Genomic DNA, 15644 nt, shown 5'->3' on the forward strand with positions numbered 1-15644 from the left:
TTAGTGCGGTTCGCATTTTAATTATCGTGTGAATTTGTGAGTTCGCCCCAAGTACTCATCCTCCGTCGAGTGCCGCGCTCTGGCCGCCCGCGATTTATCGGGTAATTGGCAGCCACGTTGGCCGGTTGGTGCATCAGCGGTGATTCAAATGCAGTCCAACGCCCGTCAATCGGTGATGGCTTTGCGGGACAGACAACACTACCCGGCGGCACCTTGACTTTAGTATTTGTATATACAAAAATGTACCTCGTACTGGTGTTCGATCCTGAAAAAGATCGTGAAAATCGAATTAAGCATGGCTTCTCGCTTGGCGATGTCGTGTTTATGGACTGGAGTGAAATTTCCGAGGCGCCTGATACACGATTTAATTATGGGGAGCGCCGAATGATTTGCTATGGAATGCTTGAATCGAACTTGATGTGTGCTGTTTTTGTGGATCGGGGATTAGAGCGTCGAATTATCAGTTTTAGGAGAGCAAACCTTAGAGAGATTAAACGCTATGGAAAAGTTCATTAAAACAAAATCCGGCAAACTCATCCGCGTCCCCACGCCAGAAGAAGAAGCCTTCATTAATGCTGGTATCGCTGCTGACCCAGACACCTATGTCCCGTCAGACGCTGAGTTCAAGCGCATGCGCACTGTGGGGCGCCCTCCGGCGGTCATCAAACGTCCTTTGATGAGCATCCGCATGGACCCAGAATTACTCGAGGCCCTGCGGGCCACTGGCAAAGGCTGGCAGACCCGCGTACACGCAGTATTGATGGAAGCCTGGCGTAAGGGGAGATTTAAGCCTAAAAAATAAGCCAGATTACTCCGCCGGCACCGCTGGCTTTGCCTGCCGTTTGGGAAACAAGACCACGCCCATGGATAGCAGAATCAGCACTAAAGCACCCAGATCGTAAACGCCCACCTTTTCATTAAGTGCCCAGGCGCCACTAAACACTCCCAGCACAGGAATCAGCATGATAGAAAGACTGCTGGCTACTGGTGGCAGCTTGCGGGCGATGCGAAACCATACAACGTGGCAAAAGCCAAAAACCACAATGGCGTTAAACCAAATGGCGGCCCACTCGCCGGGGTTGGGCCAGCGCCATTGATCTCGTTCAATCAAGAAAGCACCGAAAAAAAGAAAGCTTGCCGTAATGCACATCATCCAAAACGTGAGCGATGCATTCGAGACGGTGAGCTTGAAGTAATTCATCATGGCGGTGCCCAGGCCCCATCCCATGGCAGCAATCAACATTAACGCCAAGCCCACGGGTTTGCCGATCAGCGAAGAAAACTCTTCGGCAGCCAACAGCATGGTGGCCGATAGGGCCAGCGCCACCCCGATACCACCGCGCCAAGTAAATTTACCTTTAAAAAAGAAAACGCTCGCTAATAGTGCCCAGACAGGCATGGTGTAGCCAACGATCGCTGCCCGCCCTGATGTAAGCGCTTTAATGGCGTAAATGGCAAACAAATGCCAGATCAGCATATTGCCCAGCGCCAGATGGATCACCCGGTGGCGCTCCGATCGAACCACTGCGAACTGTTCGCCCCGAACCAGCATATAAAGCCCCAGGCAAACGATGCCAATCCCCATGGACCATGTACGAAACATCAGTGGCGGATAATCCAGCACGGCGTATTTCATAACGGGCCAGTTAATGCCCCAAAACAGTGTCAACAGCGATAGCAACAAAAGGTCTACGCGCGTTAACACTGCTTATCGCCCCACCAGCATGGTCTTTAAAAAATGCATTTGGGTGGGGCTGCAGTTAGCGCCGAACATCTGGGCCGGGCCGCTCGGCGTCTTCCACAGGGTAAGAGTCTGCGGTGTAGCGGGGCCCTTTCATGATAAGCACCACCACACAGCCAATCGCAAGCGTGAAGATCACCGTCAAGTGAAAAATGGCTGCGCCAATCAGGGTGAACTCAAGCCGTTGAATCCGGCTGGCAATCTCGGCTTCGGTGCCCTCCCATGGCCAGGCATAAGCTGCAGCCCACAACACCCCCAGCACCAAAAAGCCAACTGCGGTCAGGAGTGGGATTTTCTTAAATAAAGCCCACTCGAGTCCGGCAGGGTATTTGCGATCAGGGGGGTGTTTTTGCATGGCGGGCTAGCTTCGGAAAATGAAGTATACCGCCCCAATCAAGCAAAGCCCGGCCCAAAGAAAGTCGGTTTTAAAGGGTTGTTGCATGTAAAACATCGAAAACGGAATAAAGATCGCCAGGGTGATGACCTCTTGAGTAATCTTCAGCTGGGCCAAGTTGAGCACCGTAAATCCGATTCGGTTGGCTGGTACCTGGAGCGCGTATTCGAAAAAAGCGATTCCCCAGCTCACCAGCACCGCGATCCAGATGGGGGCAGTGGAGAGATTTTTCAGGTGCCCGTACCAGGCAAAAGTCATGAAGATATTCGACAGCACCAGTAATCCGACGGTGCTAACTATAGTGATGTTGGTCGACATTTCAGTTCGTTTCCAAGTTATTTAGTATTTTTGGGTAGACTTTGATTGCCATGAAAAAAACGTCTTTATCAAGTGCGCAGTTGCAGCCTTCTGTTCAAGAAGGTGGTCTAATCACGGTCGCGCCGTGTGGCGATGACATGATTTTGATTGATTTTTCGGCAACGTCTAATGCCAATCAGTCCGTCAGGGCATTTTGGGCTCAATTAGAGTCGAGTCGACCAGGCTACTGCCTAGAATCAGTTGCAGCAGTAGCATCGTTGGCCGTGGTCCTGCGCAATGAATCTCGGTCGCCTGCCAAACGACAGTATTGCGCTCAGGAGCTTGGGCGTTTGGCAAGCGATAGTCTTGGCAAAGTGCCACCGGCTGGTGCCGAGAAAGTCATTCCTGTGTGTTACGACCAAGCGATGGCGCCGGATTTGGCAAGGGTTGCCGAACTAACGGGCTTAGATACCCATGAAGTGATCAAGCTTCACTCTTCGGGCGTCTATCTTGCGGAGGTAATGGGGTTTATGCCGGGTTTTGCCTATATGTCCGGATTAGATGGCCGTCTTTGTGTCCCACGGCTTCCAACACCCCGGCCGGTTGTGCCCGTTGGTTCGCTTGGCATCACTGGCAATCAATGCGCGGTCTACCCGAGTGCCACGCCGGGGGGGTGGAATTTGATTGGTAGATCCCCATTACGTTTGTTTGATCCCTGTCGCGCAGCCCCGTCTTTTTTGGGGCTGGGAGACACCGTAAAGTTTGAATCAATAACAACAGCGGCGTTTGATAGGCTATGGGCAAAACGTTGAGCGCCATTCGGATCGATAAGCCCGGTCTGCTCACGACCGTTCAGGACCAAGGCCGAGTTGGTCTTTTACACATGGCTTTATCGCGCGCTGGCGCGATGGATCGCCAGCAATTAGCGATCGCTAATTTATTAATCGGTAATGATGAAGCAGATGCGGGGCTAGAGTTGACCGGAATGGGCCCGACAATATTTTTTCCACAGGAAACGGCGATTGCGTTTGCAGGTGCTTGGATAGATGCCGTGTTGACATCGTCTAATGGCGCAACATGTCGGGTTTCGCCCGGCCGCCCGGTAATTGTGCCTCCGCATAGCAGTATTCGTTGGCCAGCACCAGCTGCCGGTTTTCGTGCATGGCTTGCGATTGCCGGCGGAATTGAGATTCCACAGATCTTGGGAAGTCGTGCAAGCCACCTTGCCGCCGAAGTCAGTCTTCCCCGTATCGCCGAGCCCACGACTCTAGCCCTGGGATTGAGTTCGGTGTCAGCCACCGCTCGACTCAAAGCATGCCTCTTGGCGGAATCAAATTCACACACTCCGAACCAAGGTGAATCAACCACAGTGCTAACCACACGGTGGTCGGTTCCCTCTGGTGTCCCAAAGACTTGGCCCATCATTGAACTTGCTGCGCTTCCTGGCCGACATTTCGATTGGTTAAGTGATGCAGATAAAAAACAGCTGCTCACTCAAGCCTGGCAAGTCAGCTCAAGGAGCAATCGACAGGGACTGGCACTCGAAGGACAGGCCTTACATACAGCGGGCTTTGTAAACCTTGACAGTGAGCCCGTCCGCGAGGGAACGGTCCAGCTTCCATCGGCAGGCAAACCTTTCGTACTTTTGGCGGAGCACCAGTCGACCGGTGGTTATCCGAGAATTCTCGAGGTGGTCGGCGGGATGGAGCGAGAGCTCGCCCAAGCGGGCCCCTCTGCCCGAGTAATATTCAAACTGGTAGATCTGCAGCAGGCTGATGCGCTTCGCAGTAACAGGGCGGCTGAAATGCTGCAATTGCGTCAGGCGGTGCGTTCGAAATTAATGGGGTTATAGGGTATGGCAACAGTTGATTTGAATGCGGATGTTGGGGAAAGTTTTGGCGCCTGGAAAATGGGCAATGACGCTGGTTTGATGCCTTATCTCACCAGCGCCAATATTGCCTGCGGTTTTCATGCTGGGGATCCTCGAACGATCGATCAGACCGTCGCCCTCGCAGTGCAGCATAACGTGGCGATTGGTGCCCACCCCGGGCTACCGGACCTTCAGGGTTTCGGGCGGCGAAATATGGCAATCAGCCCAGACGAGGCTTACCAGTTGGTGCTTTACCAGTCTGGGGCCGTACGTGCTTTTGCGCAGGCCCATGGTTCTCGGTTACACCATGTCAAGGCACACGGGGCCCTTTACAACATGGCCTCGAACGACCTGAACTTATCAAAAGGTATTGTGCGGGCTGTTCAGGCGCTTGGGGACAACGTGTCCATCACGGTGCTCTCGGGTAGTGTCACCGAAAAAGTCGCCCGTGATGTGGGGCTTACCGTAGCCTCCGAGGTTTTCGCCGATCGCCGCTATCTTGATTCCGGGTTGTTGGTACCCCGGACTGACCCCAGGGCTTTAATCACGGAAGAATCTGAATCGATCAATCAGGTCTTGACCATGGTCACCACAGGGCAGTGCACGTCTGTTACCGGCAAACAAGTTTCCGTTCGGGCGGACACCATCTGCCTGCATGGCGACCAGACCGGCGCCCTAGCGTTTGCCCAGGCATTACGGACACGACTCGCCGATCACGGGGTTGGTATTAAGGCGTTTCCCTAATTCGCCTTTGATTGCCGCATAAGCCAGCGCCACTCGTTTATGATCACGGGCTAGCGTTTTATTTGTTTTTTATAAGGGGTATTGCCATGCGTATGTTTTGGAAATCAGTTGCCGCGATCGGCTCTGCAGCGGCGATCATGATGTCTTCAGGCGCACAGGCGCAGACCAAATGGGATCTGCCGTCTGCTTATGCGCCGGGTAATTTTCACACTCAACTGCTGAATCAGTTTGCCGCAGAAGTGGACAAGGCAACAGCTGGTAAGTTGAAGATCACAGTGCACTCCGCTGCCTCATTGTTTAAGGCGCCTGAGATCAAGCGTGCTGTCCAGGGCGGGCAGGCTCAGGCTGGTGAGATCATTTTTGCAAACCTGCAAAATGAAGACCAAATTTACGGTGCTGACGGTATTCCGTTTTTGGCAGACACGTATGACTCGGCACTGAAACTGTGGAACGCCCAAAAGCCAATTTTGGAAAAGAAATTGGCAGCACAGGGAATCGTGTTGCTTTACTCCGTGCCCTGGCCCCCACAAGGCATTTATTCGAAAAAACCCATTAATAACATTGCCGATTTAAAAGGCATCAAGTGGCGTGCCTACAGCCCAGCAACAGGCCGTATTGCAGAGTTGGTGGGGGCACAGCCAGTCACGGTTCAGGCGGCAGAGCTATCCCAAGCAATGGCCACCGGTGTGATTGAGGCCACCATGACTTCGGGTTCGACAGGCGTTGACACAAAGATGTGGGACCAGATGAAGTACTACTATGATGTCCAAGCTTGGTTGCCTAAAAATGCAGTTTTGGTGAATAAAAAAGCAATGGATGCGCTTGATCCTGCCACCCGTAGTGCTCTTTTGAAAGTGGCCGCAGATTTAGAAAAGCGTGGTTGGGAAGTCTCGAAAAAAGTCACAGCAGACACTACCGCTGCGCTTAAGGCAAACGGCATGACGGTGTCAGCACCTTCGCCAGCGCTAAAAGCTGAACTTCAAAAAGTTGGCGCAAAGATGCTTGATGAGTGGCTGAAAAAAGCAGGTTCCGATGGCCAGGCAACGATTAATGCATTTCGGAAGTAATCAGGGCTGAAATATACTTATATAAAAAATGCGTCGATTTTTAAATGCACTTTATGACAGCGCCGCCGTGATGGCGGCGTTGTTTTTGGTCGCCTTGCTTGTAATGGTTTTGCTCACTATCGCAAGCCGTGAGTTCGAGTGGAATCTGTCTGGTCTGGACGGCTACGCGGGCTATTTCATGGCGGCCAGTGGTTTTTTGTCTTTGGCGCACACTTTTGTTCGAAACGAACATATTCGAGTGACCTTCTTTTTGGGTATGGCATCAGGACGTAGTCGGCACTGGGTCGAGGGGTGGGCTCTGGGCGCGAGCAGTTTGCTGGCAGTTTTGTTGGCGATTTTTAGCGTTCGCCTTGTGATGCAGTCGATTGAATTTAACGACGTGTCCACGTCAATGGATGCCACCCCGCTTTGGATTCCCCAGCTATCCATGGCGATTGGCGCAGTCATTTTTGCAATTGCGGTGATTGATCGCTTGATTAGCCACCTTCGTCATCCTGACCAGCTTGTATCACCCACGGAGGCGTTGCGGCATGAGTGATCCGTGGATTGCAGGTCTTTTAGTCTTAACCCTTTTCTTAATACTCGGTAGTGGGGTCTGGGTCGGGTTAACGCTGTCGGGTGTTGCTTGGATTGCGATGCAATTGTTCACATCCCGGCCAGCGGGTGATGCAATGGCTGTGACCATTTGGGGGGCCTCATCAAGCTGGACCTTGACAGCCTTACCGCTTTTTATTCTGATGGGCGAGATTCTCTTTAGAACCCGGCTCTCAGAAGATATGTTTCGTGGCCTAGCCCCGCTGCTGGGCCGCGTACCAGGCCGTTTGCTACACACCAATGTCTTGGGCTGTACGATTTTCGCGGCCGTCTCTGGTTCGAGTGCCGCTACTTGCGCCACGATCGGCAAGATGACTTTGCCGGAGCTGTTGCGTCGTGGCTACCCCGAGGGCCTGGTGATTGGAAGCCTTGCGGGCGCCGGGACCTTGGGGCTGTTGATTCCTCCATCCATCATCATGATTGTCTATGGGGTGACTGCCGAGGTTTCGATATCGAAGTTATTTATCGCTGGCGTTTTTCCTGGGTTTCTTCTCGCGGGCCTCTTTTCTGCTTACATCATCGTTTGGTCTTTAATATTCTCTTCGCAGATTCCAAAGAACACTGACGTACTTACTTTTGTTCAGAAATTCAAAGAGGTCTCACGCCTCTTGCCCGTGATGGCCCTGATTGCGAGCGTTCTTGGCTCCATTTATCTTGGGATTGCCACCGCTACCGAGGCTGCTGCAGTGGGTGTCGTTGGCGCCTTGGTTTTGTCGGCGGTACAGCGAACTTTGAATTGGAAGAGCCTGAAGGATGCGTTTATGGGTGCTACTCGGCTCTACTGCATGATCGCCTTCATTTTGGCGGGAGCCGCATTTCTCACGTTATCCATGGGGTACATCGGTCTGCCTCGTCATTTGGCTGAGTGGATCGGTACTCTGGGGTTGTCGCAGTTTGAGTTGATCCTGGCGCTCATGGTGTTTTACATCATTCTTGGGTGCTTCTTAGATGGCATCTCGGTGATTGTGCTGACCATGGGGGTGATTCTGCCAACCATTTCTGGCGCCGGAATCGATCTGGTCTGGTTTGGAATTTTTCTGGTGCTTGTTGTTGAAATGGCGCAAATTACACCGCCGGTAGGCTTTAATTTGTTTGTGCTCCAAGGCATGACGAAAAAGCCGCTCGGTTACATTGCAAAAGTGACACTTCCCATGTTCTTTTTGATGGTTTTTGCGGTGTTTATTATTTATCTATTTCCGCAGCTTGTAACTTGGCTACCGGCCCAAATGAAGCTTTAATCGGGCGGATCGCATGACGCATCAGACCGCGCAGATGGGGGCGGCCCTGGCTTTTTTTGTTGCTGGCGGGTTTTGTTTGAGCAGTATTGATGCCATGGGAAAGTTGGTGATCTCTGAGGTCAGCCTCTTGCTCTTGGTGTGGGCTCGTTACATTGGGCAGGTGGCTATTTCTTTGCCTTTGTCCTATCGGTTTGCTGGCAAAAATTTTTGGAAAAGTTCGCGGCCGAGGCTTCAGTTGGTTCGGTCTGTATTGTTGGCCTCGACAACCGTTTTGTTTTTTAGCGGTGTGCAATATTTGCCGTTAGCCGAGGCTGCAGCGATTTCCTTTACCGCTCCCATCTGGGTAGCGTTGTTATCCGCTCCGATGCTCAATGAGCAGGTTGCCAGAAGTGACAAGTGGGTTGCTGCGATTGGCTTCTCGGGTATTTTATTGATCGTCCGCCCTGGCACCGATGTTTTTCATTTCGGCGCTCTGCTGATTGGTTTGATGGCGTTTTTGAATGCCATTTTTCAACTATTAACGCGTAAGCTCACTGAAGATAATCCCTTCACCACTTTTTTCTACAGTGGCTTGGTGGGTGCCATTGGCGCGTCCGTGCTGCTTTTGACGGTAGGGATTGAGGCTATGCCGTCGATACGCCAAATCCTTCTGCTGGCTGGTATTGGCGTTTTTGGCGGGCTTGGCCACTTGCTATTTGTCTTGGCGTTTTACAGGGCGCCACCTGCCACGCTCACGCCGTTTGTGTATCTACAGATGGTTTGGGCCATTGGTTTGGGCTGGCTTGTATTTGCCACCTTTCCTGACAACTGGTCGCTGCTTGGAATGGCGGTGATAGTAGGGTCAGGGCTTTGGCTGGTCCAGCATCGTCACCGAAAGCGATCTAAACTTGCCTGAGTCCGTATCCATAAATCGATCACTGGGTGATTCATATAAGTCTCGCACCCAGCACAATCGCGTTATACGTTTACTGTTTTAGGGCTCTACGCCTCTGCAGTGTCGTCGTCACCGCTCGGTTGCTTTGCCGGTGTTGCGCAATAATTGCCGCTGAAATCAATTCAAACTCTCGGATATGGGGTGTCGATGTCCGCGCCACCAGCGCGATAGTGCGTTTGGGTGCTGGCGTCTCAAGTGGTCTTGCAACCAGTTCGGTGTTATTCAAAAGACCGCTGCGAATGGCCATCTCTGGAACCAGGGCGATGCCCATGCCCGATTCCACCATTTGAACGAGCGTGAGCAGGCTGGTGGCCTCGATATTGTCTGCACTCGCAATTTCCGCCCGCTTGCAGGCCTGCAGGGTGTGTTCGCGCAGGCAGTGGCCTTCTTCGAGCAGTAGCAGTCGCTCGGCCACCTTGGCCGGAAGTGTCACGCGTTTGCCCTGAAGCGCCGGGTCGTCTTTTCGGGCGGCAAGCCAAAACTCGTCATCAAACAACACCTTGGTCACGAGCCCTTCGGTCTCGTAAGGCAGGGCAATGATCGCCATATCCAATTGGCGATTACGCAGCCTGGCCAGCAGGTTTTCGGTCAAATCCTCGCGCAGGGCAAATTTCAGCTGGGGGTAGTGCTGGCGAAGATCCGGCACGATCTTGGGCAGGATAAAGGGCGCAATCGTGGGAATGATGCCCAGCCGGATCATGCCCTGCATGGGAGCGCCAGATGTGTGGGCCAGGGCGACCAAATCTTCAGCAGATGCCAGAAGCTCCTTTGCCCGCTCTAAAACGGCCTTGCCCGCAGGGGTGAGCGCCACCGATTGGCGGTCTCGCTCAAAGAGCTGTAGCCCCAGAGTGGATTCCAACTCTTTCAGTCCGGCGCTGAGCGTGGATTGGCTGACAAAGCAGAGTTCGGCGGCCCGGGTGAAATTCAGGGTCTCGGCAAGCGTGGCCAGGTAGCGGAGTTGTCGAAGCGAAGGCAGGGCGGCCATAGAAATCCTTTCGGTGGTTGTGTAGCGGGCGGTCGATTCGTCGTCTGGGCAATGCAGGGGGGACCCTATTAATCGATTTATTCGATTATTAATATCGTAATTATTTGTTGGACGAATGACAAGGTTATCTTCAGAATTCCGGTTGTCGCCTGTTCTCAGGCGCTGAAAACGAATTAACCCCGTAATTTCCCTTTGACTTAACGATCCCTTCTTTTTAAAGGAAACAACATGTCGATTATCAACACCGAAATCAAGCCTTTCTCGGCAACCGCCTATCACAACGGCAAGTTCGTGCCCGTGACCCAAGACACCCTGAAGGGCAAGTGGTCCGTGGTGTTTTTCTACCCCGCTGACTTCACCTTCGTCTGCCCCACCGAATTGGGCGACCTGGCCGACCATTACGACACCTTCAAGTCACTCGGTGTTGAGATTTACGGTGTGTCGACCGACACCCATTTCACCCACAAGGCATGGCACGACACATCTGAGACCATCAACAAGATCCGTTATCCGCTGATCGGCGACCCCACTGGCACGATCACCCGTAACTTCGATGTGATGATCGAAGAAGAGGGCCTGGCACTGCGTGGCACGTTTGTGATCAATCCCGAAGGCCAGATCAAGCTGTGCGAAATCCATGACAACGGCATTGGCCGTGATGCCAAGGAGCTGCTGCGCAAAGTGCAGGCTGCCCAGTACGTGGCATCCCACCCGGGTGAAGTCTGCCCCGCCAAGTGGACTCCTGGCGCACAGACGCTGGCCCCATCACTGGACCTCGTTGGCAAGATCTAAATCCATTAAGACGTATCCCCGGGGTGTCATGCCCCCGGGGCTTTGCCTGCCCATTGAAAGGAATTGCTGTGCTGACCGATGATTTAAAAGCCCAACTGAAAGCCTATTTGCAACGCGTCACGATGCCGATCGTGTTAGAGGCATCGTTAGATGACTCTGCCGCCGGCAAAGAGCTGCGTGATCTTTTAGAGCAATTGGCGATCTTGTCCGACAAGATCACAGTTCAGTTTGATGGCAACGATCAGCGCAAGCCGTCTTTCGGCATTCGTCGGGCTGGCACTGACATGCACCTTCGGTTTGCAGCCATTCCCTTGGGTCATGAGTTCACATCGCTCGTGTTGGCGTTGCTGTGGGCGGGTGGTCACCCACCGAAGGCAGAGCCTGCTGTGATCGAGCAGATCAAGGCATTGGAAGGTGACTTCAATTTCGAGGTTTACATGTCCTTGTCTTGCCACAACTGTCCCGATGTGGTGCAGGCGTTAAGCCTAATGGCGGTACTGAACCCCAAAATCAAAACGGTCACGATTGACGGCGCACTTTATCAAGACGAAGTGAATGCCCGTCAGGTGATGGCTGTTCCCATGGTCTTTTTGAATGGGCAGATGTTTGGCTCGGGCCGTATGACGGTGGAAGAGATCATTGCCAAGCTGGATACCAACTCAGCAGAGCGTGATGCTGCCCGCTTAAACGCCAAAGACCCGTTTGATGTGCTGGTGGTGGGTGGTGGCCCGGCGGGTGCTGCTGCCGCGGTGTATGCGGCACGTAAAGGCATCCGTACTGGTATTGCGGTCGAGCGCATGGGTGGGCAGACCAACGACACCATGGCCATTGAGAATTACATCTCGGTGCTTGAGACCGACGGCCCCAAGTTCGCTGCTGCCCTGGAAGCCCAGGTGCGTGCGTATGAGGTTGACATTATGAATTTGCAGCGTGCTAAGCGCGTGATCCCGGCAGATGTCGCTGGCGGTCTGGTGCAAGTCGAGCTGGAAAACGGCGCTATTTTGAAGTCGCGCAGTGTGATTCTGTCTACCGGTGCCCGTTGGCGTAATGTCAATGTACCCGGCGAGCAGGAATACAAAAACAAAGGCGTGGCTTACTGCCCCCACTGCGATGGTCCTTTGTTCAAAGGCAAGCGCACGGCGGTGATTGGTGGTGGTAACTCGGGCGTTGAGGCAGCGATCGACTTGGCGGGTGTGGTGGCCCATGTCACCTTGATTGAGTTTGCCGATCAGTTAAAGGCAGACGCCGTGTTGATTAGCAAGCTTAAGAGCTTGCCCAATGTCACCATTATCACCAATGCCCAGACCACCGAAATTACGGGGGATGGGAATAAGGTCAACGGTATTCGTTACAAAGACCGTGCCACAGGGGAAGAGCACCACATTGCGCTGGAAGGCATTTTTGTGCAGATTGGTTTGGTGCCGAACACCGAGTTTTTAAAGGGCACAGTCGAGCTCAGCAAATACGGCGAGATTGTGGTGGATGCCAAGTGCCACACCAATATTCCCGGAGTGTTTGCTGCTGGGGATGTGACCACGGTGCCCTATAAGCAGATTGTGATTGCTGCGGGCGAGGGTGCGAAGGCGGCCTTGAGCGCCTTTGATTACCTGATTCGCACACCGGCAGCGGCGGAGGAAGCCTCTGCGGCGGTTGCGGCCTAACGCTACTAGGGTGAGAAAAGTCTGAAAAGAAAACGGGGCAGCGTATCGTCTGCCCCGTTTTGTGTTGGCGTTGAGAACCTAGAATTTTTCCCAGGGTGCCAGGGGCCGCCACTGGCCCATGGGCAAGGCCCCGAGTTTTACTCGGCCAATCCGAATTCGCTTTAGCCCCACTACCTTTAGCCCCACCAATTCGCACATCCGGCGAATCTGCCGTTTTTTCCCCTCGCGCAAGACAAACCGCAGCTGGTCTTCGTTTTGCCATGACACTTTTGCGGGTTTCAGTTTTTCGCCATCCAGTGAGAGCCCGTGATTCAGCTTCTGCAGGCCGGATTCTGACAACTGGCCTTCCACACGCACCAGGTATTCTTTTTCGATTGGGGAATCTTCGCCAATGAGAAGCCGTGCAATTCGGCCATCTTGCGTGAGCACCAATAGCCCAGTGGAATCAATGTCGAGCCGGCCAGCCGGTGCGAGCCCCTTGGTGGCAATTCGCGGGGGGAATTTGATTTTGGCGGGGTTGGCTTGTGGGTCGCGCCAGAGATTGGCGGGCGTGATCAGCGATGCGGCTGGCTGATATTCGCGCTCATCATCGGCATGGGAAATAAAGCCAATCGGTTTATTGAGCAGAATTGTGAGTTGCGATGCCTGGTGTTGTTTTGCCGCTGCTGCTAATTCAACATTTTGACTCGGCAGGGCGCGTGCACCCAATTCGGACACCACTTCACCATCCACCAGCACCAATCCCTGCTCGATATAGCGATCTGCCTCGCGTCGAGAACAGATGCCACGATCCGCCAGAATTTTTGAAATACGAATGCGTTCTTGTTCCAAGGGGTATTTTTTCTAGTAAATCTGCGGGGCGTCGAGGCGTTGGCGAATAATTACTTTTGGGTCAGCGTATCAGCGCGTAAGACGCAAAGCCCAGTAGCGTAAACATAATCGAGCCCACGACATGGGCAGAGATTTCTATCCCTGCCCACAACCACTTGCCTTGTTGAAGCAGACCAACCACCTCAGCCGAAAACGCAGAAAACGTGGTGAGCCCGCCAAGAAAGCCCGTGATGATTAACAGGCGCCACTCTTCCGATAGCTTGGGCGTGTCACTAAAGTAGGCCACGGCAAGCCCGATCAAATAGGCACCCACCCAGTTCGCCGCCAGCGTGCCCATTGGGATCATGCTGAGCTTGCCATTTAAGCGCTCGGCCAGCTGCCAGCGAGCCAAGGCCCCAAGGCTTGCGCCGATGCAAATGGCGATCACGGACATCAACTTGATGGGCATAGACAGGTTTTTTGGTGTGGCTGATTGTTTCTCTGGGCAGTGTAGCCCGATTTGGGTAGACCTTTGATAATATTCGTCTAGGTGAATATTTAATCACAGGGTCGGTCTCGCCCTGCAAACTTCCTGTCAAAGGAGCAACACATGTTTCAAAAAAATATGGGTGGTATTGATCGTTTGTCCCGCATTGGTCTGGGCCTGGCCCTGATCGCTTCGGCCGCTGTGGGTGCTTTGGGCTCTTGGGCCTATATCGGCATCATTCCCGTGATCACCGGCGCCATTGGCAGTTGCCCACTTTATTCTTTGATTGGCATTAAAACCTGCAAGACCCAGAAGTAAATTCAGTACACTGCCGTTTTCGATTTCTAAAGGCTGTCCGTGAGTTCAGAATTAACGAGAGACCAAGAGGTCTCTCGCCGCAGAAGTTTTGCGATCATCTCCCACCCCGACGCTGGTAAGACCACCCTGACTGAGAAGCTTCTGCTCTATGCAGGCGCTATTCAGATTGCAGGCAGTGTCAAGGCGCGCAAGGCCAGCCGGCATGCAACCTCCGACTGGATGGAGATTGAAAAGCAGCGGGGTATTTCGGTGGCGAGCTCCGTCATGCAGATGGAATACCGCAACTGCATCATCAACCTTCTGGACACGCCGGGTCACCAGGATTTTTCAGAAGACACCTATCGTGTTCTAACTGCGGTGGATTCCGCGCTCATGGTGATCGACGCCGCCAATGGTGTGGAGCCCCAGACCCGTCGCTTGATTGAAGTCTGCCGGGCAAGAAATACACCGCTCATCACTTTCATTAATAAGCTGGACCGAGAAGTTAAAAAGCCGCTGGATCTCATGGATGAGATTGAATCAGAGCTCGGCATGCCTGTGGTGCCGTTTACCTGGCCAGTGGGCATGGGCAAGTCATTTGCCGGTGTGATTGATATTGCCCGCCAGCAAATGCGGCTCTTTCGCCCCGGCGAAGACCGGGTGGGCCAGGCGGAAGAAGACATCGTGTCGATCGACGATCCCGCATTAAAGGCGCGCCTTGGCACCGATTTGGAAGAGGCATTGGCTGAAGTGGAGCTTGTTTCAGGTGCCATGCCGGCGTTTGACCGACAAGAGTTTTTGGCGGGCCGGCAGTCGCCTGTGTTTTTTGGCTCAGCAATTAATAACTTTGGCGTTCAGGAAGTATTAGATGCACTCGCCGACCTATCGCCGCCACCCGGGCCAAGGGCCGCGGTGCAGCGCATGGTCTCACCCGATGAGCCAAAGTTCACTGCCGTAGTGTTCAAGGTTCAGGCCAATATGGATCCTGCCCACCGAGATCGGGTGGCTTTTTTGCGGATCTGCTCAGGCAAGTTTGAGCGTGGCATGAAGATGAAAATCAGCCGCAATGGCAAAGAGATTCGCAGTAACAATGCCTTGTCGTTTCTTTCACAACGCCGCGATATTCTGGATGAAGCCTATGCAGGCGACATCATCGGCCTGCCCAATCATGGCCTGCTTCGCTTGGGCGACACGTTGACCGAGGGTGAAACGTTGCAGTTCAAAGGCCTGCCGTTTTTTGCGCCCGAAATGTTCCGCATGGTTGAGACCGCAGACCCCATGCGCAATAAACAACTCCGCACCGGCTTAATGCAGTTGGGTGAAGAGGGGGCCATCCAGGTCTTTCGCCCCCACATGGGGGGTGCCATGTTGCTGGGTGCGGTTGGGCAGTTGCAGTTTGAAGTCGTGGCCCATCGGCTGAGCACCGAGTACGGTGCCGAAGTTCGCCTGATGCCATCGCGATTTAATGTGGCCCGTTGGGTCACATCGGATAACCCCAAAAAGTTAGCCCAGTTTCTAGAGGAAAACGCCCACCGTACGGCCGAGGATGTGGTTGGGGCACCGGTGCTACTGACTGCCCATAAGTCAGAGTTAGACGTGGTGCAGGAACGCTGGCCCGATATTCAGTTTCATGCCCTGCGCGAACACGCCGGATTAATCTTCCAATCTGAGATGGGCAACTAAGCCCAGGCAATCACAACTTTTTCCGTGATATTGAATTCGCTGGTGTGCGC

19 protein-coding genes are annotated in these 15644 nt (G+C 53.4%); 13 read left to right on the forward strand and 6 right to left on the reverse strand.

Translation table 11 applies throughout. From position 1 onward, the window contains the following. Positions 1-105: 105 nt before the first annotated feature. Positions 106-516, forward strand: a complete 411-nt coding sequence (locus AOB54_02590; protein WVN42286.1) for a BrnT family toxin — start codon at positions 106-108, stop codon at positions 514-516. Beyond that, positions 500-802, forward strand: coding sequence for a BrnA antitoxin family protein (locus AOB54_02595; GenBank protein ID WVN42287.1), 303 nt, complete (start codon positions 500-502; stop codon positions 800-802). The genes AOB54_02590 and AOB54_02595 overlap by 17 nt, the downstream gene beginning before the upstream one ends. Positions 803-808: 6 nt before the next feature. Here AOB54_02595 and AOB54_02600 read toward each other — a convergent pair whose 3' ends face one another. The 3 genes from AOB54_02600 to AOB54_02610 are packed head-to-tail and all read right to left on the reverse strand — an operon-like array spanning position 809 to position 2453. After that, positions 809-1705 (reverse strand): DMT family transporter, encoded by an 897-nt coding sequence (locus AOB54_02600; GenBank protein WVN42288.1) that lies wholly within the window; start codon positions 1703-1705, stop codon positions 809-811. A 55-nt stretch (positions 1706-1760) separates the two neighbouring features. After that, positions 1761-2096 carry a hypothetical protein gene (locus AOB54_02605; GenBank protein WVN42289.1) on the reverse strand — a complete coding sequence of 112 codons (336 nt, stop codon included), beginning with the start codon at positions 2094-2096 and terminating at the stop codon, positions 1761-1763. 6 nt (positions 2097-2102) lie between these two features. Continuing rightward, a complete protein-coding gene (locus AOB54_02610) occupies positions 2103-2453 on the reverse strand; it encodes a DMT family protein (GenBank protein WVN42290.1) in 351 nt (116 codons plus the stop codon). Between the two features lie 50 nt (positions 2454-2503). Here AOB54_02610 and pxpB point away from each other — a divergent pair, with 50 nt between their 5' ends. The 7 genes from pxpB to AOB54_02645 all read left to right on the forward strand — a co-directional run bounded on the left by pxpB (position 2504) and on the right by AOB54_02645 (position 8840). Continuing rightward, complete coding sequence (pxpB, locus tag AOB54_02615) at positions 2504-3244, forward strand: 5-oxoprolinase subunit PxpB (GenBank protein WVN42291.1); 741 nt, start codon at positions 2504-2506, stop codon at positions 3242-3244. Further along, entirely contained in the window at positions 3229-4284 is a 1056-nt protein-coding gene (locus tag AOB54_02620; protein WVN42292.1) for a biotin-dependent carboxyltransferase family protein, read from the forward strand. Before pxpB ends, AOB54_02620 begins: the two co-directional genes overlap by 16 nt. 3 nt (positions 4285-4287) lie before the next feature. Continuing rightward, complete coding sequence (locus AOB54_02625; GenBank protein WVN42293.1) at positions 4288-5046, forward strand: 5-oxoprolinase subunit PxpA; 759 nt, start codon at positions 4288-4290, stop codon at positions 5044-5046. A 92-nt stretch (positions 5047-5138) separates the two neighbouring features. After that, complete coding sequence (locus tag AOB54_02630; protein ID WVN42743.1) at positions 5139-6113, forward strand: TRAP transporter substrate-binding protein; 975 nt, start codon at positions 5139-5141, stop codon at positions 6111-6113. Positions 6114-6141: 28 nt separating this feature from the next. Continuing rightward, complete coding sequence (locus tag AOB54_02635; protein ID WVN42294.1) at positions 6142-6651, forward strand: TRAP transporter small permease; 510 nt, start codon at positions 6142-6144, stop codon at positions 6649-6651. Further along, the gene (locus AOB54_02640) at positions 6644-7945 is read left to right on the forward strand and encodes a TRAP transporter large permease subunit (protein ID WVN42295.1); all 1302 of its coding nucleotides are present in this window, start codon (positions 6644-6646) and stop codon (positions 7943-7945) included. Before AOB54_02635 ends, AOB54_02640 begins: the two co-directional genes overlap by 8 nt. Before the next feature lie 13 nt (positions 7946-7958). Next, on the forward strand, positions 7959-8840 hold the full coding sequence (locus AOB54_02645; protein WVN42296.1) for a DMT family transporter: 882 nt from the start codon (positions 7959-7961) through the stop codon (positions 8838-8840). A 70-nt stretch (positions 8841-8910) separates the two neighbouring features. Here AOB54_02645 and AOB54_02650 read toward each other — a convergent pair whose 3' ends face one another. After that, entirely contained in the window at positions 8911-9864 is a 954-nt protein-coding gene (locus tag AOB54_02650) for a LysR substrate-binding domain-containing protein (protein ID WVN42297.1), read from the reverse strand. A gap of 228 nt (positions 9865-10092) precedes the next feature. Here AOB54_02650 and ahpC point away from each other — a divergent pair, with 228 nt between their 5' ends. Next, on the forward strand, positions 10093-10656 hold the full coding sequence (gene ahpC / locus AOB54_02655; protein WVN42298.1) for an alkyl hydroperoxide reductase subunit C: 564 nt from the start codon (positions 10093-10095) through the stop codon (positions 10654-10656). A 68-nt stretch (positions 10657-10724) separates the two neighbouring features. After that, positions 10725-12317 (forward strand): alkyl hydroperoxide reductase subunit F, encoded by a 1593-nt coding sequence (ahpF, locus tag AOB54_02660; protein ID WVN42299.1) that lies wholly within the window; start codon positions 10725-10727, stop codon positions 12315-12317. Between the two features lie 78 nt (positions 12318-12395). On the opposite strand, the gene AOB54_02665 is transcribed toward ahpF, so the two are convergent. Further along, on the reverse strand, positions 12396-13148 hold the full coding sequence (locus AOB54_02665; GenBank protein WVN42300.1) for a pseudouridine synthase: 753 nt from the start codon (positions 13146-13148) through the stop codon (positions 12396-12398). Positions 13149-13209: 61 nt separating this feature from the next. Then, a complete protein-coding gene (gene crcB, locus AOB54_02670) occupies positions 13210-13596 on the reverse strand; it encodes a fluoride efflux transporter CrcB (GenBank protein WVN42301.1) in 387 nt (128 codons plus the stop codon). A 141-nt stretch (positions 13597-13737) separates the two neighbouring features. Between crcB and AOB54_02675 the strand changes: the two genes are divergently transcribed. Together AOB54_02675 and AOB54_02680 are read left to right on the forward strand one after the other, a co-directional pair. After that, positions 13738-13932: a DUF2892 domain-containing protein gene (locus tag AOB54_02675; protein ID WVN42302.1), complete on the forward strand. Its 195-nt coding sequence runs from the start codon at positions 13738-13740 to the stop codon at positions 13930-13932. Positions 13933-13965: 33 nt separating this feature from the next. Continuing rightward, the gene (locus tag AOB54_02680) at positions 13966-15594 is read left to right on the forward strand and encodes a peptide chain release factor 3 (GenBank protein WVN42744.1); all 1629 of its coding nucleotides are present in this window, start codon (positions 13966-13968) and stop codon (positions 15592-15594) included. Positions 15595-15644: the final 50 nt, after the last annotated feature.

This window comes from beta proteobacterium MWH-UniP1 (genome assembly GCA_036362785.1).
In the GTDB taxonomy this organism is placed as follows: domain Bacteria; phylum Pseudomonadota; class Gammaproteobacteria; order Burkholderiales; family Burkholderiaceae_A; genus Lacustribacter.